The 20,540-nt window shown below is 65.1% G+C and carries 18 protein-coding genes and 1 pseudogene; 13 read left to right on the top strand and 6 right to left on the bottom strand.

Annotation, left to right across the window (positions count from 1 at the left end; genetic code table 11):
- A pseudogene (locus ACRCSW_RS15580) lies at nucleotides 1-139 on the top strand (murein transglycosylase); the annotation flags it as partial.
- Nucleotides 140-144: 5 nt separating this feature from the next.
- A complete protein-coding gene (locus tag ACRCSW_RS15575; RefSeq protein WP_438706547.1) occupies nucleotides 145-738 on the top strand; it encodes a Smr/MutS family protein in 594 nt (197 codons plus the stop codon).
- Nucleotides 739-767: 29 nt separating this feature from the next.
- Here ACRCSW_RS15575 and ACRCSW_RS15570 read toward each other — a convergent pair whose 3' ends face one another.
- Nucleotides 768-1,871 carry an alpha/beta hydrolase gene (locus ACRCSW_RS15570; protein ID WP_438706546.1) on the bottom strand — a complete coding sequence of 368 codons (1,104 nt, stop codon included), beginning with the start codon at nucleotides 1,869-1,871 and terminating at the stop codon, nucleotides 768-770.
- A gap of 121 nt (nucleotides 1,872-1,992) precedes the next feature.
- On the opposite strand from ACRCSW_RS15570, the gene ACRCSW_RS15565 reads away from it, so the two are divergent.
- Entirely contained in the window at nucleotides 1,993-2,736 is a 744-nt protein-coding gene (locus tag ACRCSW_RS15565; protein WP_438706544.1) for an SDR family NAD(P)-dependent oxidoreductase, read from the top strand.
- 16 nt (nucleotides 2,737-2,752) lie between these two features.
- Here ACRCSW_RS15565 and msrA read toward each other — a convergent pair whose 3' ends face one another.
- The gene (msrA, locus tag ACRCSW_RS15560; RefSeq protein ID WP_438706543.1) at nucleotides 2,753-3,346 is read right to left on the bottom strand and encodes a peptide-methionine (S)-S-oxide reductase MsrA; all 594 of its coding nucleotides are present in this window, start codon (nucleotides 3,344-3,346) and stop codon (nucleotides 2,753-2,755) included.
- Nucleotides 3,347-3,612: 266 nt separating this feature from the next.
- Here msrA and ACRCSW_RS15555 point away from each other — a divergent pair, with 266 nt between their 5' ends.
- Together ACRCSW_RS15555 and ACRCSW_RS15550 are read left to right on the top strand one after the other, a co-directional pair.
- The gene (locus ACRCSW_RS15555; protein WP_438706541.1) at nucleotides 3,613-5,523 is read left to right on the top strand and encodes an alpha/beta hydrolase; all 1,911 of its coding nucleotides are present in this window, start codon (nucleotides 3,613-3,615) and stop codon (nucleotides 5,521-5,523) included.
- A gap of 21 nt (nucleotides 5,524-5,544) precedes the next feature.
- Nucleotides 5,545-6,489 carry a hypothetical protein gene (locus tag ACRCSW_RS15550; protein ID WP_438706539.1) on the top strand — a complete coding sequence of 315 codons (945 nt, stop codon included), beginning with the start codon at nucleotides 5,545-5,547 and terminating at the stop codon, nucleotides 6,487-6,489.
- A gap of 57 nt (nucleotides 6,490-6,546) precedes the next feature.
- Here ACRCSW_RS15550 and ACRCSW_RS15545 read toward each other — a convergent pair whose 3' ends face one another.
- Nucleotides 6,547-7,776 carry an argininosuccinate synthase gene (locus tag ACRCSW_RS15545; protein WP_438706537.1) on the bottom strand — a complete coding sequence of 410 codons (1,230 nt, stop codon included), beginning with the start codon at nucleotides 7,774-7,776 and terminating at the stop codon, nucleotides 6,547-6,549.
- 138 nt (nucleotides 7,777-7,914) lie between these two features.
- Here ACRCSW_RS15545 and ilvA point away from each other — a divergent pair, with 138 nt between their 5' ends.
- A complete protein-coding gene (ilvA, locus tag ACRCSW_RS15540; protein ID WP_438706536.1) occupies nucleotides 7,915-9,162 on the top strand; it encodes a threonine ammonia-lyase IlvA in 1,248 nt (415 codons plus the stop codon).
- Here the strand turns inward: ilvA and ACRCSW_RS15535 are convergent.
- Nucleotides 9,159-9,497: an Hpt domain-containing protein gene (locus ACRCSW_RS15535; RefSeq protein ID WP_438706534.1), complete on the bottom strand. Its 339-nt coding sequence runs from the start codon at nucleotides 9,495-9,497 to the stop codon at nucleotides 9,159-9,161. The two genes, ilvA and ACRCSW_RS15535, sit on opposite strands and share 4 nt — an antisense overlap.
- A gap of 176 nt (nucleotides 9,498-9,673) precedes the next feature.
- Between ACRCSW_RS15535 and ACRCSW_RS15530 the strand changes: the two genes are divergently transcribed.
- Nucleotides 9,674-10,984 (top strand): PP2C family protein-serine/threonine phosphatase, encoded by a 1,311-nt coding sequence (locus tag ACRCSW_RS15530; protein ID WP_438706550.1) that lies wholly within the window; start codon nucleotides 9,674-9,676, stop codon nucleotides 10,982-10,984.
- Here ACRCSW_RS15530 and ACRCSW_RS15525 read toward each other — a convergent pair.
- Nucleotides 10,907-11,347 carry an NUDIX domain-containing protein gene (locus tag ACRCSW_RS15525; protein ID WP_438706532.1) on the bottom strand — a complete coding sequence of 147 codons (441 nt, stop codon included), beginning with the start codon at nucleotides 11,345-11,347 and terminating at the stop codon, nucleotides 10,907-10,909. The genes ACRCSW_RS15530 and ACRCSW_RS15525 overlap by 78 nt on opposite strands.
- A gap of 76 nt (nucleotides 11,348-11,423) precedes the next feature.
- Here ACRCSW_RS15525 and ACRCSW_RS15520 point away from each other — a divergent pair, with 76 nt between their 5' ends.
- The 4 genes from ACRCSW_RS15520 (at nucleotide 11,424) to ACRCSW_RS15505 (ending at nucleotide 16,190) form a co-directional block, all read left to right on the top strand.
- A complete protein-coding gene (locus tag ACRCSW_RS15520) occupies nucleotides 11,424-12,425 on the top strand; it encodes an Hsp33 family molecular chaperone HslO (protein ID WP_438706530.1) in 1,002 nt (333 codons plus the stop codon).
- Complete coding sequence (locus ACRCSW_RS15515) at nucleotides 12,422-13,021, top strand: CoA pyrophosphatase (RefSeq protein ID WP_438706528.1); 600 nt, start codon at nucleotides 12,422-12,424, stop codon at nucleotides 13,019-13,021. Before ACRCSW_RS15520 ends, ACRCSW_RS15515 begins: the two co-directional genes overlap by 4 nt.
- Nucleotides 13,018-14,163 (top strand): CCA tRNA nucleotidyltransferase, encoded by a 1,146-nt coding sequence (locus tag ACRCSW_RS15510; protein WP_438706526.1) that lies wholly within the window; start codon nucleotides 13,018-13,020, stop codon nucleotides 14,161-14,163. Before ACRCSW_RS15515 ends, ACRCSW_RS15510 begins: the two co-directional genes overlap by 4 nt.
- Nucleotides 14,164-14,342: 179 nt before the next feature.
- Nucleotides 14,343-16,190 (top strand): ABC transporter ATP-binding protein, encoded by a 1,848-nt coding sequence (locus ACRCSW_RS15505; protein WP_438706524.1) that lies wholly within the window; start codon nucleotides 14,343-14,345, stop codon nucleotides 16,188-16,190.
- A 9-nt stretch (nucleotides 16,191-16,199) separates the two neighbouring features.
- Here ACRCSW_RS15505 and ACRCSW_RS15500 read toward each other — a convergent pair whose 3' ends face one another.
- Nucleotides 16,200-17,144 (bottom strand): formylglycine-generating enzyme family protein, encoded by a 945-nt coding sequence (locus tag ACRCSW_RS15500; RefSeq protein ID WP_438706522.1) that lies wholly within the window; start codon nucleotides 17,142-17,144, stop codon nucleotides 16,200-16,202.
- A gap of 253 nt (nucleotides 17,145-17,397) precedes the next feature.
- Between ACRCSW_RS15500 and ACRCSW_RS15495 the strand changes: the two genes are divergently transcribed.
- Together ACRCSW_RS15495 and ACRCSW_RS15490 are read left to right on the top strand one after the other, a co-directional pair.
- On the top strand, nucleotides 17,398-19,251 hold the full coding sequence (locus ACRCSW_RS15495) for an ABC transporter ATP-binding protein (protein WP_438706520.1): 1,854 nt from the start codon (nucleotides 17,398-17,400) through the stop codon (nucleotides 19,249-19,251).
- Entirely contained in the window at nucleotides 19,248-20,477 is a 1,230-nt protein-coding gene (locus ACRCSW_RS15490; protein ID WP_438706518.1) for a class I SAM-dependent RNA methyltransferase, read from the top strand. The genes ACRCSW_RS15495 and ACRCSW_RS15490 overlap by 4 nt, the downstream gene beginning before the upstream one ends.
- Nucleotides 20,478-20,540: the final 63 nt, after the last annotated feature.

Genomic DNA, 20,540 nt, shown 5'->3' with positions numbered 1-20,540 from the left:
CAAGGGGATGCAGCGCGCCGACATCTTCTACGGCACGGGCGCTGACGCGGGGGCCGCAGCCGGCACGATCAAGGATGGCGGGCGAATGGTCCTCCTCCTGCCCATCGACCGTGCCTTTGCCATGCTGGAAGACGACTAGTTCAAATGCCCCGCCGCCGCGCCCTTTCGCCCGACGAGGCCGAGCTCTGGCGTTCGGTCGCCCGCACCGCGCGGCCCATGCATTTTCATCCCACCCGTCCGGCAACTGCCGCTGAACCCGCACCGGCCCCCGAACCCGCTCCGCTGCAGCACAGCAAACCCCGGCTGTCCCCCTTCCTGCTTAGCGAAAAGCACCGCACCCCCGAACGCCGCGATCTTGCCCCTGCTTTGCCAGACCTCCTCGGCCAAGCCCCGCTCCGCATGGATGCCGGCACCCACACCAAGATGACCCGTGGCAAACTTGCGCCAGAAGCCCGGATCGACCTCCACGGCATGACCCTGGCCGAGGCGCATCCCGAACTGATCCGCTTCATCCTGAACGCCCAGGCCCAGGGCCTTCGCCTGGTGCTGGTGATCACCGGCAAAGGCAAGCGCCGCGAAGACGCGGGCCCTATCCCGCACCGAACCGGGGCGCTTCGCCACCAGGTCCCGCACTGGCTTCAGCTGCCTCCCCTCGGTCCGGCCGTCCTGCAGGTTACCGAAGCGCATCTGAAGCATGGCGGGTCGGGCGCGTATTACGTCTACCTGCGGCGGCGCTGACCGATTCAGGTCTATGGTGCAGGCCTCGGCTATCGCCCGGCCCGCGTATCCCCAATCGCGCCGACAGGGGCAAGCACGATCTCGGTTGCATTTCTGACCGTCAGGACCAGCCCGGGAAAAAGCCCGACCCGCGCCCTGGCATCGGCGCGAAAGGCCTCATCGATCCCCACGATGCCTGCGAAAAGCGCCAGAAGTGCCGGGTTCTGTCCAAGGTTCAGGTGCCCATCCCCGATGTCAAACGCAGTCGTGTCCAGATAGGTCACTTTCAAGTCGGCGATCTTCGATATGTCGTCAAGGTTCCCCAGCCGCTCGCCCGTTCCCGATATCCGCGCTGAAAGCCCCAGCACCCGATCGCGTTTGCTGCCGAACACGACGAAGGGTTGCGGCAGCTCGCCGATGTCGCGTGCCTGCGACCGGAAGACGTCCAGATCCAGATCGGGCGAGATCAGGACGACCCCGGCAACGCGGTCCAGCGCGCGCGAGCCGCCCCGAAGCGCCATTTGCCGAAGGGTCTCCATGGTCAGGGCGGCACCCATCGAATGCGCCACGACGACGATGTTCTTCGCCCCCGTCGCTTCCACTTCGTTCAACAACTGTTCAAAGCCGCTGCGGGCAAACAGCACCGACTCCCGGTCATAGACGTAGCCCAGCGGCGATCCGCGTGACGGCCAAGCGTAATGCACCGCCACGCCCGGCACCTCAAGGTCGTGATGCATCTGCGCGACCCGGTAGACGCCCTCGGCCATCGTGTTGTTGAAGCCATGGACATAGACCACCGCGTCGGTCTGCCCTCGCCGCTTCATCGCGGATCCCAGCGCCCCGCGAAAGTCTGCCGCCGACGGGAAGCGGCTCTGGTCCAGCACGAGGAAATCCAGCGTCGCATCCGCAGCACGGGTCTTTGGCGGCCAGTTCAACTCTCCCGGCTCACGTTCCGGCGGGATCGAGATGTCATAGCGCAGGAAACTTGCCTCATCCGCCCGCGCGAAACCGTATCCACCCGCCTCGTTCGCCCGCGTCGTGCCGACAAAGATCGCCTCCGGCGCCTCGCCCTGACCTGCAGGAGCCGGGGTAAACTCCCCCCGGGCCGCGCAGCCCGCCACCAGCAGCACCAGACCAAGGATCACCTGTCGCACGCCAGTCTCCAGCATCTCGGGCGACCCGCACCGGGGCTTCCCGGACGCGTCACGCCATCCCACCATGGACAGCGACCCTCCGCCACCGCTAAACCGAACGCGCCCAGCAAAGGAGCAAGAAATGACCCTTACCGGCAAGAAGGCCCTCGTCACCGGTGGCAATCGCGGCATCGGTCTTGCAACCGTGCGTGCCCTGGCTGAAGCAGGAGCTGAGGTTCACTTCACCGCCCGCAGCTCGGCCAACATCGCCGCCGCCCAGCGTGAGCTTGGGGATATCCGCGCAACCGGCCATCACGCGAACATGACCGACCGCATCGCCATGACCACGCTCTTCGAGCAGGGCTTCGACATCCTCATCAACAACGCCGCGATCATCGGCCCAATCGGCCGCATCCTCGACGTCTCGGTCGAAGACTGGGCCCAGAACATCGACGTCAATCTGACCTCGGCCTTCCACGCCACCCAGCTTGCCCTTCGCGGCATGGTCGCCAACCGCAGCGGCACCATCGTCAACATCTCCTCCGGCGCAGCCCACCGACCGCAGGAAGGATGGAGCGCCTACTGCGCCGGAAAGGCCGGACTCGCCATGCTGACGCGTTCGGTTCACATGGAGTATGGCAACCAGGGCATCCGCATCTTCGGCTTCGCCCCCGGTGTGGTCGATACCGACATGCAGGGCGCGATCCGCGCGTCGGGGCTGAACCCGGTCTCAAAGATCCCGCGGTCCGATCTCGCCCCGACCCACGAACCCGCCCGCGTCATTGCATGGCTTTGCACCCCGGCCGCCGACGCGCTTGCGGGACAGGAACTGGATATCCGCGCCCTGGACCTGCGTACCGCCGTCGGCCTGCCGCCCCTGGCCTGAGGCTTCAGATCCCCGCCTAGTGCGAGAACGCCTGATCGCCCCAAAGCTCACGCACCCGCGCGTCCCGCCCGCAGGACTTGCGATAGAACTTGTAGGCATTCGACTGCTTCTTCGGACCAGCCCTGGTCAGCACGATATCGGTGCCCTTGTAGTAATCCTGGTGGTAGTCCTCGGCGATCCAGAACGTCTTGGCGCTCAGGACCGGCGTCACGATCTTCTGCCCCAACGCCGCCTCCGCCTCTGCAACGGCGGCCTGTGCCGCCTGCTTTTGCGCCTTGTTCGAGACGAAAATCGCGGTGCGATAGGCGCTGCCCCGGTCACAGAACTGCCCGCCGTCGTCCAGCACGTCAACCGACCGCAGGAACTTGGCGATCACCTCGTCGTAGGAAATCACCGCAGGATCGAAGGTGATCTCTACAGCCTCATAGTGCCCCTCATGGTTCTTGTAGGTCGGATTCTTCATATCGCCGCCGGTATAGCCCGAGACAACCTCGCTTACCCCCGGCACGCTCTCAAAGTCCGACTCCACACACCAGAAACAGCCGCCGGCAACGATTGCCGTCTCTGCTTTTGCCGTGCCCACAAAGGCCAGCATCAGAACCAAAGCCATTCGCCACATATCCGTCCCCCTTTTCTGCTGCCCAAATGCTTGCGGGCCCGTCAGCACCCCGTCCAATCACCGATACGTGGGATCACCGACAGGTGATTTCGCAGGCCCCTGAGCGCCGTTCCGCCGTTGTTCCTGCCCTGAATGTTTCAAATCGCCGCCACCACCAAAGCCCTTGGCCAAACGCCGCAGCAGCCTTACCGTGGCGGCAAAACAACCGGGCCGTGCTGGCCACGGCCAGTATTCATCCTCCAAGCCGGAAGGTTCCCATGCGCCACGCTGTTCTCGCCCTCGGGCTCCTGGCCAGCCCCGCCGCGGCCGAAATTTCGCTGCAAGACGGGGCCGCCGGCCTCGATCTGGCTCCTTGCGAGCTGAGCAACCTCTCCTGCACCACGCTTACTGTCCCGCTCGACCACCGCGCCAACGACCCCTCGAAGACGATGGAGATCACGTTCGCGCTTTCCTTCGCCACCGTCGAAAGCAAAGGCATTCTCTTCTACTTCGTCGGCGGACCCGGCGGCTCGGGCCTTGCCTCGGCTGACAGCTACCTGTCGGCCTTCGATCCCAGCCTGACCGAGTACATGGACATCGTCTTCGTGGACCAGCGCGGAACCGGCCCGGTGCATGGCCTGTCCTGCCCAAAGGCTCAGGCAACCTTCGACATCGCCCCCGCCTCGCTTGATGACCCCAACGCCGCTATCGAAACCGCGCAGACCTACGTCCGCGATTGCATCGCCGAGCTTGATGCAGACGAGCTTCTGCCTTTGGTGAACACCGAACAGGCCATCCGGGATTCCGAGCTTTTCCGCCAGGCAATCGGCGGGCCGAAGGTCTGGCTCTATGGCGAAAGCTACGGCACCCAGTTCGTTCAGGCCTACGGAACCCTGTTCCCGCAGGCGGTCCGCGGCGTCATCGTTGACGGCGTCGTCGACCTCAACCTCAGCCCCGAAGGGTTCTACAGCCGATACACGCTTGCCGCTGAACAGCTCCTGGCCGAGACATTCGCCCTTTGCGCCGACATTCCGGCCTGCAAAGCGGACATGGGTGGTGACGCGGCCCAGGTTTACGACGCGCTCGCGGATCGCGTCGAGAAGACCAGGCTGATGGTTCCCTTCACCCTGGCTGACGGCACCCAAACCGAACGTCAGCTTACGACGGGACTTCTGGAAGCCAACGCCTTCTACGCCCTCTACTCCCCCGACGGCCGCGCCGAGTTTCTTCGGGCACTGGCAGCGGCCGGTCGCGGCAACCTGCAGCCCATGCTGCTCCTCGGCTACTCCAACATGTACATCGATCCGGAAACCGAGATCGGCATCGAAGATCCCGGCTGGTTCGGCGCGGCCTATTACGCCATCACCTGCACCGACTACGGCAGCGGCACCGGCACGCCGGAGGAGCGCGCGGCCCGGATCATGGATGAAGCCCGCGCCTTTGCGCCCAACGCCCCCCGGCTTCTGCGGTCCTATTACATTGAACGGCTTGCCTGTGCCTTCTGGCCCCACCAAGGTTCCGACACCCGGCCCGAGCCCTTTGCCGGCGGCGACTGGCCGACCCTGGTGCTGAACGGCGACCATGATCCGATCACGCCGATTTCCATGGCCTATTCCGTGCTCGACAACGCGAAGAACAGCTACGGCGTCTTCATGCGCGGCGGCCCGCACGTGATCTGGGGCCGCGGATTCGCCTGCCCCGACACCATCGTCCAGGCGCTGCTTTACGAAGGCAAACTTCCGGCGTCGCGTGAACAGATCTGCGAACAGGATCCCATCGGCGAATACGCCCCCCTTACGCTCACCGATCCGGCCCAGATGGCCGAACCGTTCACCGTCGCCCGCGCAGTCGATACCGAACTTCTCAATTACTCCCCGCTTCTGAACTGGGACGGTGAGCACCCGGTAACCTTCGGCTGCCCCTACGGCGGCACCCTCTCGGCAACAACGGCCGACCGCGGCACCGACTATGCCTTCAAGGACTGCGGGTTCTGGCCGGAACTGTCCATCAGCGGCACCGGGCAAGAGATCGCGATGGAAGAAGGCGACGACGGCCTGACGCTGACGCTGAAGGTCTCAGGCCCGCAGCAAGGCGATCTCACCTATCACTACAGCACGGCGGACGAGGCCTGGAGCCTGTCGGGAACCTGGAACGGTCAACCGGCGGGTCTGCCACGCAGCAAACCCTGACCGGACCGAAGGGATGCCATCGTGACGGACATAGCTGACGCCCCTGATGCCTCGACGGAAGTGGCCAGCGCCGTCCGAAACCTGATGCCCGCGCTGCGACGCATGGCCTTCATGGCAGCTGGCTTTATGGTCGCTGCTGCATTCGCGGCTGGGATGGCGGCCATATGGGTACGCGGCCAGGACATGGATAGCGAGGGTAAGACCAAACTAACCGTCTTGGCCATCTTTGTGGGCGGTGCAGCGATCTACGGCGCTTACAAACTTATGCAAAAGCGCCAAGAGGCGCTGGTGATGCCTTTGCTCGCCACAGCCGTCGGGCTGTCCTATTCCAAGGAAGCGGGGTCGTTCGTGTCGGCTTTGCCAGTCCGTCTTCTGCCTGCGCGCGGGATCCGCAAAGGCGAGGACCATGTCCAGGGCAAGCTTGGTGCCCACGCGATCCAGATGGCCGAGGTACATGTCGAGACCGGGGGCAAAAACTCCAGGACGCTGTTCAAGGGGATCGTAGCGCAGTTCCCGAACCGCGCAATGATGCCTGCCTTCTTCATTGCGCTCGAAGACAAGACCCGCCCCGGCATGTTTTTCGGCGGCGAGATTTCGACTGACGGGCTTAACCATCTGCGGAACGTCTCTGGCAACGGCGGGCGGATCTATGGCATCTGGACCTCCCGGCCGTCGACGGAAGAGGCCCCGACGCTTGCCGCCGCCGTCGAAGTGCTGACCCGGATCGAGAACCACCTGGGCTATGGGACCGAACTTTATGCGGCGACCTCGAATGGCGAAGAGATGCACGTGGCCCTGTCGCACAAGCGCAACCTCTTTCGGCTCGGCGGTCTTTTCCCGAACGAGGATGAGCTCTTTCAGGACGTGCGCGCCGCCATGCAGGACCTGACCATCCCCCTGACGCTTGCCAAGGCCCTGATCGAAGCGGAAGAAGCTGCGATGTCGAAAGCGGTTAACGCTTCCTGAGCGGTACTTTTATACCAGTCTTCTCAATCACTTGGAATGTTGTCCCACCGTGGGACACTATGTCTTCGCCACCCTTGCATTCCGCGTCGCGATCAACCGCAACCGCAGGGCGTTCAGCCGGATGAACCCTTCGGCATCCTTCTGATCATAGGCCCCGGCATCCTCTTCGAAGGTCACGTGCTTCTCGGAATAAAGTGAGTGATCCGACCACCGGGCCACCGTCACCGCCCGCCCCTTGTAAAGCTTGACCCGCACCGTCCCGGTGACATGCTCCTGCGTCTTGTCGATCAACGCCTGCAGCGCCTCGCGTTCCGGGCTGAACCAGAAGCCGTTATAGATCAGCTCCGCATAGCGCGGCATGATGCTGTCCTTCAGATGCCCCGCCCCCGCGTCCAGCGTGATCTGCTCGATCCCCCGATGCGCCTCCATCAGGATCGTGCCCCCCGGCGTCTCATAGACCCCCCGGCTTTTCATGCCGACGAAGCGGTTCTCGACCAGGTCCAGCACACCCACGCCATGCCTGCCGCCGATCTCGTTCAACAGGGTCAGGATCGCAGCCGGGCTCATCGCCTCGCCATTCACCGCAACCGGATCGCCCTTCTCGAAGGTGATCTCCACCATCTCGGCCTGGTCCGGAGCCTCTTCCACAGGCACCACACGCTGCAGCACGTAGTTCGGAAACTCCTCCGCCGGGTTCTCCAGCACGCGCCCCTCTGACGAGGTGTGCAAAAGGTTCGCATCCACCGAAAACGGCGCCTCGCCCTGCTTGTCCTTTGCGATCGGGATCTGGTTCGCCTCTGCAAACTCCAGAAGCTTCGTCCGTGAAGTCAGGTCCCACAGCCGCCACGGCGCGATCACCTTGATCGCAGGGTCCAGCGCCGCCGCCGACAACTCGAACCGGACCTGGTCATTGCCCTTCCCCGTCGCCCCATGCGCCACCGCATCGGCCCCGGTCTCCTGCGCGATCCGCACCAGATGCTGCGAGATCAGCGGGCGGGCAATCGACGTCCCCAGCAGGTACAGCCCCTCATACAACGCATTCGCCCGGAACATCGGGAACACAAAGTCGCGCACGAACTCTTCCCGCACGTCGACGATATGGATGTTCTCCGGCTTGATCCCCATCAGCAGGGCCTTGGCCCTTGCCGGTTCCAGCTCTTCGCCCTGACCCAGATCGGCGGTAAAGGTCACCACCTCGCAGCCATACTCCGTCTGCAGCCACTTCAGAATGATCGAGGTATCCAGCCCGCCCGAATAGGCCAGCACCACTTTCTTCGGCTTCAGCATGAGGAAGGCTCCGTCCCGGTTTTGCTGGCGCTTAAAGCGAAACCGGGCCAAGGGCAAGGATCGCCCCCGTATCGGGTACAATCGCCGTATGCGAAGGCATTCCTTGCCACGCCCCGCCGCATCCGGCATCGAAGGCGGATGACCAAATTCGCCGCCAATGCCCGCTCTGCCACCGCCGCCCTGCGTGAGCTTTTTCCCGAAACGCCGCTGCAGCGGAACGACCACTTGTCCGCCCGCTACGGCGCCGACATCTGGCTCAAGCGTGAGGACCTCTCACCCGTCCGCAGCTACAAGCTCCGCGGCGCGTTCAATGCCATGCGCAAGGTCCGGGCGCGGCACCCGGACCAGCAGGAATTCGTCTGCGCCAGCGCCGGCAACCATGCCCAGGGCGTGGCCTATGCCTGCCGTCATTTCGGGGTCCATGGCACGATCTTCATGCCGGTCACCACGCCGCAGCAGAAGATCGACAAAACGCGGATCTTCGGCGGCGATCAGGTCCGGATCCAGTTGACCGGCGACTACTTCGACCAGACCCTGGCGGCCGCTCAGGCTTTCTGTGCCGAGAACGGCGCCCATTTCCTGTCGCCCTTCGACGATCCCGACGTGATCGAGGGCCAAGCCTCGGTCGCCGTCGAAATCCTGGAGCAGTTGGGCCAAGCTCCCGACCTGGTGGTCCTGCCTGTTGGCGGAGGCGGTCTTGCCTCGGGCGTCACCGCCTACTTGCGTGAAGCCGCACCCACAGTCGCATATCGATTTGTCGAACCCATGGGTGGCGCCAGCCTGACCGCAGCGCTCCAGAAGGGTACCCCAACCAAACTCCCGCGCATAAACAGCTTTGTCGACGGCGCCGCCGTGGCCCGCATCGGCGATGCGAACTTCGGCATGCTATCCTGGGTGCCACCCGAAACGGTATTGCTCGCGCCCGAGGACCGCATCTGCGTGACCATGCTCGAAATGCTGAACGTCGAAGGCATCGTCCTGGAACCCGCAGGCGCGCTTTCGGTCGATGTTCTGCCCAAGCTTGCCGACACCATCAAAGGCAAGACCGTGGTCTGCGTCACCTCCGGCGGGAACTTCGACTTTGAGCGCCTGCCCGAAGTGAAAGAACGCGCTCAGCGCTACTCGGGCCTCAAGAAATACTTCATCCTGCGCATGCCCCAGCGCCCGGGTGCCCTTCGTGAGTTCCTGAACATGCTTGGCCCGGATGATGACATCACCCGGTTCGAGTATCTGAAGAAATCGGCCCGCAACTTCGGTTCGGTCCTGATCGGTATCGAGACCAAGGATGCAGGCAGCTTCGCCCAGTTCACCGACCGTATGGATGCGGCGGGCCTGGCCTTCCGGGATATCACTTCCGACGAAGCCCTGTCCGAGTTCCTGATCTAGGCCGCGCCCGCCCGGTCCAGCGAAAGCCCGCCAAGCAGACTTGCGCGGGACGCACGATAGACCGCGGCCACCTGCGCCGTATCGACCAATTCGCCGTGGCCTCCCGCCGCCTTCCGTTCCCCATCCTGGCAGACCGCCGCCAGATCAGAGAGCCCAAGGTTCAGCGCGCTGCCCTTCAGAAAGTGCAGCTGCCCCCCAACCTCTCCCGCTGGCAGACCCGCCACAAGCGCCTGTACCGCCTCTTCCGCCTCATCCAGGAACATATCCGCGACCTCGGCAAAGCCATCGGCGCCGATCTCTTCCCGCAATTCCTCAACCCGTTTCCAGTCAATCATGGCACCACACCCCTGTTCGCCACCCAAGGCCGCAGTCTGGCCCTTTCGCCGTTAACAAATGGTGGCCGCGCGCCCTGCCAAGCGCGACGAATTTTAACGTTCACCCCTGGTTAAGTTCCGGCATGCAGGGTGACCCTCAGCCGTGGAAAGGTCTGGACGTGTTTGCCAATACGATGATGGCTGAAGATGGAATGCAGGCGGTCGAAACGCCCCGCCACGTGCTGGTTGTCGATGACAGTCGGGCGCAGCGCCATGTGGTATCGATGCAGCTCCGCCGCTGGGGCTACCGGGTGACCGAATGTGAATCGGCCATTGCCGCAATGGACCTGTGCCGAACCGTCCCCATCGACATCATCATCAGCGACTGGATGATGCCTGGGATGACGGGCCTGGAATTTTGCCGTGAATTCCGTGGTTTGAACCGCGAAAGCTATGGCTACTTCGTCCTTCTGACCTCGAAGTCCGAAAAGACCGAAATCGCCGACGGGCTGGAGGCCGGGGCCGATGACTTCCTGACCAAACCCGTCGCCAGCAACGAACTGCGCGCCCGGCTCCGCGCGGGGGAGCGGATGCTCGCCATGCAGGCAGAGGTTCTGGCCAAGAACAAGGTCATCGCCAACACGCTCATGGAATTGCAAAAACTTTACGATTCGCTCGATCGTGATCTGATCGAGGCGCGGAAGCTGCAGCAAACGCTGATCCGCGACCGCGTGCGCAACTATGGCTGGGCACAGGTCTCATTGCTTCTGCGAAACTCCGGTCGCGTCGGGGGTGACCTCGTGGGCAGCTTCCGGGTCGACGATGACCGGGTCGCGGTCTATTCGATCGACGTCTCCGGGCACGGCGTCGCCTCTGCCATGATGACGGCGCGGCTGGCCGGGTTCCTGACCGGGTCCTCGCCGGAACAGAACCTTGCGTTCCAGAAGGGCCCGGACGGCACCAATGTCCTCTTGCCGCCCGAGGTGGTGGTGGGGCGGTTCAACCGGCTGATGCTCGACGAAATCCAGGCCGAGCAGTACTTCACGATTGTCTTTGCCGTCATTGACCGGCGCTCTGGCACGCTAAGCCTGGTTCAGGCGGGCCATCCCCATCCGATGCTCCTTCGGCAGGACGGAAGGATCGAGCGGTTGGGGCAGGGCGGGCTCCCGGTCGGCCTGATCTCGGAGGCCGAGTTTGAGCGCCATGACGTTCAGTTCGGACCGGGCGACCGGCTTCTCCTGTCCTCCGACGGATTCACCGAATGCCCGATGCCATCCGGCCAGGACTTCGGTGAGGAAGGGCTGACCGAAAGCCTTAAGCGATCCGCCCATCTTTCAGGCTCCGACCTTCTGGAAGCGCTGGTCTGGGATCTCTCGCAGCAATCCGGCAGCGATTCGTTTCCGGACGACGTCTCCGGCATCGTGCTTGACCTACTTCCGCAGGAAATCGGCCAGCACCCCCCGGTCGCCAGCACTGCCCAACCGCGCGAGCGCCTCGTCGAGTGGTAGCCATATCGCCGTATGCCCGGCTTCCGAAGGTGGACCAAGACGTCGAACCGGGCGGGCCAGGTAGACCGAACACAACTTCTCGGCCCACAGGTCGTACTCCGGCATATACGTGAAGCGCCGGAAAGCCCCAAGCCGCCGCTCGACTGCGATCCTCCAGCCTGTTTCCTCAAAGACTTCGCGGTGCAGCGCAGGGATCGGCTGCTCCCCACGGTCGATGCCGCCGCCCGGAAGCTGGAACTCCGGGATCGGCTCGGCCTGATGGGTCGCAAGGATGTGGTCGCCTCGCAGTAGTATCGCGTAAACCCCCGGCCGCCGGATATAGCGCTGGCCGTGTTTGACCGGCTCGCCGTGACGTCGGATCATCGCTCCCCCTTGGACGTGCGGTTGCTCTGCCTATATAGGCGCGATATGCCAGCACTGGCAGATTCAGGAAACCCCCATGACCACCGGTTCGCAAATCGCCTGGGACGATACCGTCCTGCCATTCCAGCTTGATGCCTCGGGCATCCGCGGCCGCGTCGCGCGGCTGGACGGTGTCCTCGACCAGGTGTTGAAGCAGCACGCCTACCCTTCCGTCATCGAGGCGCTGGTGGCGGAAACCGCCCTTCTGACCGCGCTGATCGGCCAGACCATCAAGCTCCGGTGGAAGCTCTCGCTCCAGGTGCGCGGCAAGGGCGCGGCCCGGCTGATCGCGACCGACTACTACGGCCCGACCGATGACGGACAGCCCGCGCGCATCCGCGCCTACGCCAGCTACGACCCCGATCGGCTTGATCTGCAGGCCGACCCGTTCAGCCAGATCGGCGAGGGCTACTTCGCAGTCATGCTCGATCAGGGCGAAGGCATGCTGCCCTACCAGGGTTTCACGCCCATTGCTGGGCGGTCGCTTTCCGACTGCGCCGAGACATACTTCGCCCAGTCCGAACAGATCCCCACTCGCTTCGCCCTGGCCTACGGCGAAAGCGCCGAGCCTGGTCGACCGCTCCACTGGCGCGCGGGCGGCATCATGCTGCAGCACATGCCGGTCGAGGGTGGCGTTGCAGCCGAAGGCGGCAGCGGTGAGGGCGGGCTTCTGACCCACGCCGACATCCTGGGCGGCGCCGAGTCGGACAACTGGAACCGCGCAAATCTCCTCCTCGACACGGTCGAAGAGCTTGAGATGATCGGCCCCTCGGTCGCCCCGACCGAACTGCTGGTGCGGCTTTTCCACGAAGAGGGCCCCCGCGTCTTCGACGCCCAACCGGTGCGCTTCGGCTGCTCCTGCTCGGAAGACAAAGTGCGCAGCACGATGTCGATCTACAGCCAGAAAGACATCGCCAAGATGACGACAGAAGCAGGCGTGGTCACCGCCGACTGCCAGTTCTGCGGCGCCCATTACGAGATGGACCCGAAGACGCTGGGCTTCGAGGGTACGCCCGAGCAAGGCACCGCTACACCATGACCGATCCGGTCGAGGCGAAGCTCAGGCGCGCGCTCGACCGGCCAGCCGGCTCGTCCTCGGACTTCGACCTGAACCCCGGGATGCGGCCTGCATCCGGCAAACCGTTGCGCGCGGCAGCCGTACTGGTGGCCATCTGGCTCCGCTCCGAAGGGGCGGCGCTTGTCCTGACCAAGCGCGCCTCGCACCTGAAGCACCACCCCGGCCAGATCGCCTTTCCCGGCGGCAAGGTCGACCTGACCGACGCCAGCCCCGAAGCCGCCGCCCTCCGCGAGGCGCGCGAAGAGATCGGGCTTGATCCCGCTAGGGTCGAGATCATCGGTACCCTTCCAGTCCACGAAACGGTAACCGGCTTCGCGGTCACCCCCTTCGTCGGCCTCCTCCGCGGTCCCTTCGACCCCGTGCCCGAGGCTGGCGAGGTCGAAGAGGTCTTCACCGTTCCCCTCTCCCACACCCTCACCCCCGCCCGCTTCTCCATCGAACGGCGGCGCTGGATGGGGGTCATGCGGCAATACTACGCCATCCCCTACGGCCCCTACTACATCTGGGGCGCCACCGCGCGCATCCTGCGGGGCCTGGCCGAAAGGGTCGGCGAATGAAGGTGACCGGCGACTGGCTCTCGCATCCCGGAACGCAAAAGCTCTGTGCAGCGCTCACAGACGCCGGTTTCCGCGCGCTCTTCGTTGGAGGCTGTGTCCGCAACGCGCTTTTGGACGAGCCGGTCGGCGACGTCGACCTTGCCACTGACGCGACCCCGGAAAACGTCACTAACATTGCCGAAACCGCCGGATTCAAGGTCATCCCGACAGGCATCGACCATGGCACGGTCACTGTCGTCGTCGAAGGCATACCGCACGAGGTCACCACCTTCCGCCGCGATGTCGAAACCGATGGTCGCCGGGCCGTCGTTGCCTTCTCGACCCGAATCGAGGAAGACGCCCACCGGCGCGACCTGACGATGAACGCCCTTTATGCCGATGCCGAGGGCACCGTGATCGACCCCCTCGGCGGCCTCGCCGATACATTGGCCCGCCGTGTCCGCTTTGTCGGTGACGCCGAAACCCGCATCCGCGAGGATTACCTGCGCATCCTCCGCTTCTTCCGCTTCCACGCCTGCTACGGCGATCCCGAAGGTGGCCTCGATCCCGAAGGCCTTGCCGCTTGCGCCGCACTTTCCGCAGGGCTGGAAACGATTTCCCACGAAAGGATCGGCGCCGAGATCCGAAAACTGCTTGCCGCGCCCGACCCAGCGCCTGCTGTCGCAGCAATGACCCAAGCCGGGGTCCTTGCGAAGGCGCTGCCCGGTGCTGACCCAAAGGCACTCGCCCCGCTGGTTCATCTAGAGAACGCCCGCCCCCCGCACTGGCTCCGGCGCCTTGCCGTTCTGGGCGGCGAGGGTCTTGACGATGCGCTGCGCCTCTCCCGCTCCGAAAGCCGGGACCTGACCGCCCTCCGCCAGGCCATCGGCGGCACCGACACCCCAGCCGCGCTGGGCTGGACCCTGGGCAAAGATCGCGGCACCGACGCCATCCTCGCGCGGGCGGCCATCATGGAACAGCCGCTTCCCGAAGGCTGGGAGACAGAAGTCACCCGCGGCGCCAAGGCGCAGTTTCCGATCACCGCCGCCGACCTCATGCCCGCGCTGGAAGGCGAAGCACTGGGCGCAAAAATGAAGGCGCTCCAGACGAAATGGCTGCAAAGCGGGCTCATCCTCAGCCGGGACGAGCTTCTGAAATCCTGACCTCGAAGGGGGAGTGACAACCCGCTCCGGTTGCGCTATGGAAAGCCGACCCCAAGATGGAGGCGCGGCATGGACCACGGGATTTCGTTTAGACTCGCCTGAGTTGACCGATCCCGTCGTGGCGGTCGCTTGCAGGCACCGCTTCACCCCATCGCCACACCTTTCTTCGGGTTTCCTCCATGTTTCGCTTCTTCGAAAATCTCGTTGATCCCTATCAACCCTATGTTGAACAGGACGCCCCGCCCACCCGGCTGTGGCCCTTCCTGAAAGAGTATGTCCAGCCCTTCCGGGGCGTCTTCGCTTGGACCGCGCTCTTCTCGGTCGGGAACGCCGTCCTCGATGTGGGGATGATCTGGTATCTGGGCCGTCTGGTCGACCTGATGTCCGGGCAGGCCCCGGCAGACTTCCTCGCCGCGCACTGGCTGGAAATCGTCATCGTCGCGATCGTGATCCTCGTCCTCCGGCCCCTGGTCGCAGGCGGCTCGGTGGGCCTTCTGCACAACACGATCCTCACGAACTTCGGCACCATGATGCGCTGGCGGTCACACCGGCACGTCCTGCGCCAGCCCGTCGGCTGGTTTGAAAGCGACTTTGCCGGGCGAATCGCCAACCGCATCATGCAGGCCCCCCCGGCGGCGGGTGAGGCAGTGTTCCAGGTCTTCGACATGGCCGCCTTCGCTGCCGCGACCTTCATCGGCGCGCTTCTCATGCTGGCCGAGGCCGACCCCCGCCTGATGCTGCCGCTTCTGGCCTGGCTCATCGGCTATCTGGCGCTGATGCGCTGGACGATCCGCCGCGCCGGTCCCGCCTCGACCGCCTCAAGCGAAGCCCGCTCCACCGTGACGGGCCGGGTGGTGGACAGCTACACCAACATCCACTCGGTCAAGCTCTTCGCCCATCAGGACAGCGAGCTGAACTACGCCAAGGAAGCGATCGAGAAGTCGCGCAAGACCTTCCAGACCGAAATGCGCATTGTCACCAAGATGGACATGGCGCTGACCTTCCTCAACGGGCTGATGATCCTTGGGGTCGGCGGCCTGGCGCTCTATTTCTGGGTCCAGGGCTCTGCCACCATCGGTGTGGTTGCAGCCGCCGTCGCGCTGGTCTTGCGCATCCACTCCATGACCTACTGGATCATGTGGGCCTCGACGAGCCTCGTCCAGAACCTCGGCACGCTGGCCGAAGGGATGGAGACGATTGCCCAGCCGATCACACTCGTCGACAAGTCAGGTGCAAAGGCCTTGGACTTCCGGCAGGGTCTCCTGGAACTGAAGGATGTCAGCCACCACTACGGCCGCGGCTTCGGGGGCTTGAAGGATGTCGACCTGACAATCCGGCCCGGGGAAAAGATCGGTATCGTAGGCCGGTCCGGCGCTGGCAAATCCACGCTCGTCAAGCTGATCCTGCGATTCTACGACACCGAGTCGGGCCAGATCCTGATCGACGGCCAGAACATCGGCGACGTCACGCAGGAAAGCCTGCGTCGCCAGATCGGCATGGTGCAGCAGGACTCCAGCCTCCTCCACCGCTCGGTGCGCGACAACATCCTCTACGGCCGCACGGATGCGACCGAGGCCGAGATGATCGCCGCCGCGAAGAAGGCCGAAGCGCATGACTTCATCCTGACGCTGGAAGACCCGCAAGGCCGCAAGGGCTATGAGGCGCACGTCGGCGAACGGGGCGTCAAGCTTTCCGGAGGCCAGCGCCAGCGGGTGGCCCTTGCACGGGTGATCCTGAAGGACGCGCCGATCCTGATCCTGGACGAAGCGACCTCCGCGCTTGACAGCGAGGCGGAAGCCGCGATCCAGCAGGCGCTTTACGGCGTGATGGCAGGCAAGACGGTGATCGCCATCGCGCACCGGCTGTCCACCATCGCCGCCATGGACCGGATCGTCGTCCTCGAAGACGGCCAGATCATGGAAGACGGCACCCATGCCGAGCTTTTGCGCAAGGGCGGGCTTTATGCCCGGTTCTGGGCGCGCCAATCGGGCGGGTTCATCGGGCTGGACGAAGAAGCGGCGGAGTAATCCGCCGCCTCACGCCGCACAACGAAAGCCGATATGCCGGTGCCCCCGTTCGGGCGCGTTGGAGAACCCGTTGCGGTGGCTGACGGTCAGCGTCTCGGGGTCGCTGTCATACATATAGTCGCCCCCGCGCGTGACCCGTTCGCCGGGCAGCGCGGGGTCCTCGCGTCCATCTGCAGGGTCATACGGATAGCGCTGCTTCAGCGAACTGGTCCATTCCGCCAGGCTGCCCGCCATGTCCAGCGCCCCGAACGGACCCGCGCCATCCGGGCGGCCACCCACCTCTGCCGTCTCACCCGTGCGGTTGCTGACAAAGGCGCGCGCCGCGTCAGGCGCGGCATCGCCCCATGGATAGGGCCGATCGTCCGCCCCCCGAGCTGCAGCCTCCCACTCCGCCTCGGTTGGCAACCGCGCCCCGCGCCAGAGGCAATAGGCCCGCCCTCCGGCCCAGGTGGTTTCCGTCACCGGATGATCCTCATACCCCGGGGTCACGACGAACCGCCCACCCGTCACTCCGATCCGCGCCTGGGCGTCGTCCAGCGCGATGATCGGGTAGCCGCCGCTTCCCTCCGCACCCTCGGCCAGCAGCGCCAGCACCTCCGGCGCAAGACCGGCTGATCCGGCTTCGCCCGCCGCAAAGTCGCCGGCGACCTGAAGACCAAGCGCATTCAGATACTCCGCAAACGCCGCATTCGTCACTTCAGTCCGGTCGATACCGAACGTCTCCAATGCGACCGTATGCGCTGGCCGTTGATCACGCCGCGCATCATCGCGCCCGATGGTCCAGTTGCCCGCCGGTACGGACAGCATCGCACCCTGCGCCGCAAGCGACTCGGGGGCCGACGCCGGTGACGGAGGCTCAGCGGCCAGTCGGGCGAAGTCCGGCGGCGCATCTGCCTTGGCGGGCAGGGCAAGGGACAAGCTCAGAACCGCGATGGAAACAGTACGGACAGGCATCGGCATTCTCCTCTGTGCAGCGGTGGCGCCGGGCGGGGGCCCGTGGTATGCCATTGTATCTGGTGTCGACAATATCCGTTGACAACGGATAATAAAGATCACAAGACCGTCATGCCCGATCCATAGCTTATCGCCGTTCTGACCAAGGTGCAGTCGCCCCAGACCTGATCCAATCCGCCCTTCTTCGCCCACAAATCCCTGCACGCCATTTTGGCGCTGGAAACTGTCGCCACACCGGCCTAAGTCCTTGGTCATGAGCGCCCTCCAAAGCCTCGGCTCCCTCATTGATGCCTTCCGCCACGCCGACGGCCCCCCGCCGCAACGGCTGGGCGCCTTCATGCGCTGGTGCCTGGAGGGGTCGTGGCCAATGCTCTGGCTCGCCGCCCTCTTCTCGGCGCTTGCGGGGGTGACCGAGGTCGCCTCGGCGATGATCATGGGCTGGGTGATCGACGCCGCCATCGCCAACGGCCCGCAGGCGTTCTTCACGACCTACCTCTGGCCGCTTCTCGCTGTCCTCGGTTTCTACCTGATCGTCCGCCCGCTGGCCTTCGGGCTCGCCTCAGCCTCGAACGCCGTCGTCATCGGTCCGAACGTCCTGCCCCTCGTCCTCAGCCGCCTCCACCGCTGGACGCTGGGCCAGTCCGTGACCTTTTTTGACAACGATTTCGCCGGGCGCATTGCGCAGAAACAGATGCAGGCCGCCCGCGCCGTCACCGATGTCGTGACCGAAGCCATCAATACCGGCGCCTTCGCACTGGCTTCCGTGATCGGCTCTGTCATCTACCTCCTGTCGGTCGACTGGCGCATCGCCGCCGCCCTGGCGGTCTGGCTTGTCGCCTACATCTTCATGATCCGCTACTTCCTGCCCAAGGTGAAGGTGAACTCTGCCGCCCGCGCCTCGGCCCGCGCCATGGTCACGGGGCAGGTCGTCGACACGATCACCAACATCAAGACGGTCAAGCTCTTCGCCCATGCCGATTTCGAGGATCAGGTCGCCCTCAAATCCATGGATGTCTTCCGCGAGCGCAGCCTTGAGTTCGGCGTGATCTCCACCTGGTTCCGCCTCGCCCTCATGACACTGGCGGGCATCTTGCCCGTCCTCCTCATCGGCGGCACCCTGATCCTCTGGCAGCAGGGGACGGCCAGCGAAGGCGCCATCGCCGCCGCAGGGGCCATCGCCATGCGCATCGCGCAGATGTCGGGCTGGGTCAGCTTCACGCTCATGTCGATCTACACCTCCGTAGGCGAAGTCGAAGACGGCATGCGCACCCTCTCTGCCCCCCACACGCTGACCGACGCGCCCGACGCCGAAGCCCTGCCGCGCGTCAAGGGCGAGGTCCGCTTCGACAACGTGACCTTCGCTTACGGTCGCCAGCGCGGCGGGCTGCAGGGGATCGACCTCACCATCAAAGCTGGCGAAAAGCTGGCCATCGTCGGCGCATCGGGGGCGGGCAAGTCGACTTTCGTCTCCCTCCTCCTCCGCCTCTACGACCCCGAACAAGGCCGGATCACCATCGACGGCCACGACCTCCGCGCGGTCACGCAGGAATCCCTCCGCCGCCAGATCGGCATGGTCACGCAGGAAACCGCCATGTTCAACCGCTCGGCGCGCGACAACATCGCCTATGGTCGGCCCGAGGCCAGCGAAGCCGAAATCATCGCCGCCGCCCGCGCCGCCGAGGCGGACGAGTTCATCGCAGGCATGATCGACCACCAGAGCCGCAAAGGCTATGACGCCTTCCTGGGCGAGCGTGGCGTCAAGCTCTCCGGCGGCCAGCGCCAGCGCATCGCCCTTGCCCGCGCGTTCCTGAAAGACGCCCCGATCCTTGTCCTTGATGAGGCCACCTCCGCCCTCGACAGCGAGGTTGAGGCCAACATCCAGGACGCCCTCTCCCGCGTGATGCAAGGCAAGACCGTCGTCGCTATCGCCCACCGGCTCTCGACCATCGCCGCCATGGACCGGATCATCGTCATGGACGTCGGCCGCATCGTCGAGATCGGCAGCCATGCCGAGCTCCTCGCCAAGAACGGCCTCTACGCCCGCTACTGGAACCGCCAGTCCGGCGGCTTCATCGGCACCGACGACGAAGCGGAAGCGGCAGAGTGAAGCTGACCATCGACCGCCTTGGCCACCTGGGTGACGGAGTGGCGCAAACCCCGGAGGGGGCCATCTTCGTCCTCGGCACCCTTCCCGGCGAAGAGGTCGAAGGCACCCTGACCGGCGACCGCCTGAGCGACCCGAAGATCGTCACCCCTTCGACCAGCCGCGTGAAACCCCCCTGCCGCCATGCCCGAGCCTGCGGCGGCTGCCAGCTTCAGCACGCCGCCGATCCCTTCGTCGCCCAGTGGAAAGAAGACGTCGTCCGCACCGCCCTCGCCGCGCAGGGTCTCACCGCCCAGTTCCGACCCCTTGTGACCTCGCCCGCGAAATCCCGCCGCCGCGCCACCCTTTCGGCCCGGCGCACCAAGGGCGGCGTCCTCCTCGGCTTCCACGCCAAAGGTTCCGACACGATCACCCCGGTGCCCGACTGCCTTTTACTCGACCCGGCCCTCATCGCCGCATTCCCAGGCCTTGAGGCGTTGGTCCAGACCGGCGGCTCCCGCTCGCAGGAACTCTCGCTCCAGATCACGCTCACCCGCGGCGGACCCGATGTCGTCGTCACCGGCGGCAAGCCCCTCGATGCCGCCCTCCGCATGGACCTCGCCCGCCTCGTCGAAACCCACGCCTTCGCCCGCCTGACCTGGGACGGCGAAACCGTCGCCCTCCGCGACCGTCCCGCCCTCACCATCGGCCCCGCCACCGTCGTCCCCCCGGCAGGAGCCTTCCTGCAAGCCACCACCCAAGGCGAAGCCGCCCTTCTGGCAGGCGTCCGCGCCGCCCTCGGCCCGCAAAAGCGCATCGTCGACCTCTTCTCCGGCATCGGCACCTTCACCCTGCCGCTTGCCACCGACACGGAAGTCCACGCCGTCGAAGGCGACAAGCCCATGACCCTGGCCCTCGAACTCGCCGCCCGGAACACCCCAAACCTCCACCGCGTCACCACCGAAGCGCGAGACCTCTTCCGCCGCCCGCTTGAACCCGACGAGCTGAAAACCTTCACCGGAGCGATCATCGACCCGCCCCGCGCCGGCGCCGAAGCCCAGACCGACCGGCTCGCCCGCTCCGCCATCCCCGTGATCGCCGCCGTGTCCTGCAACCCGGTCACCTTCGCCCGCGACGCCCGCGTGCTTGTCGCCGCCGGATACCAGCTCGACTGGGTCCAGGTCGTCGACCAGTTCCGCTGGTCCACCCATGTCGAACTCGTCGCCCGCTTTTTCATGACAAAGCCGTGAAGCCGCCCGGCTGACGCCATACTAGGCAGCGCAGGCAATTTCCTGTAAAACTTCGGAAAAAAT

The organism is Tabrizicola sp. (genome assembly GCF_051645465.1).
GTDB lineage: Bacteria > Pseudomonadota > Alphaproteobacteria > Rhodobacterales > Rhodobacteraceae > Tabrizicola.
Note: the sequence above shows the minus strand (reverse complement) of the source record. Positions and strands in the feature narration are given on the sequence as shown.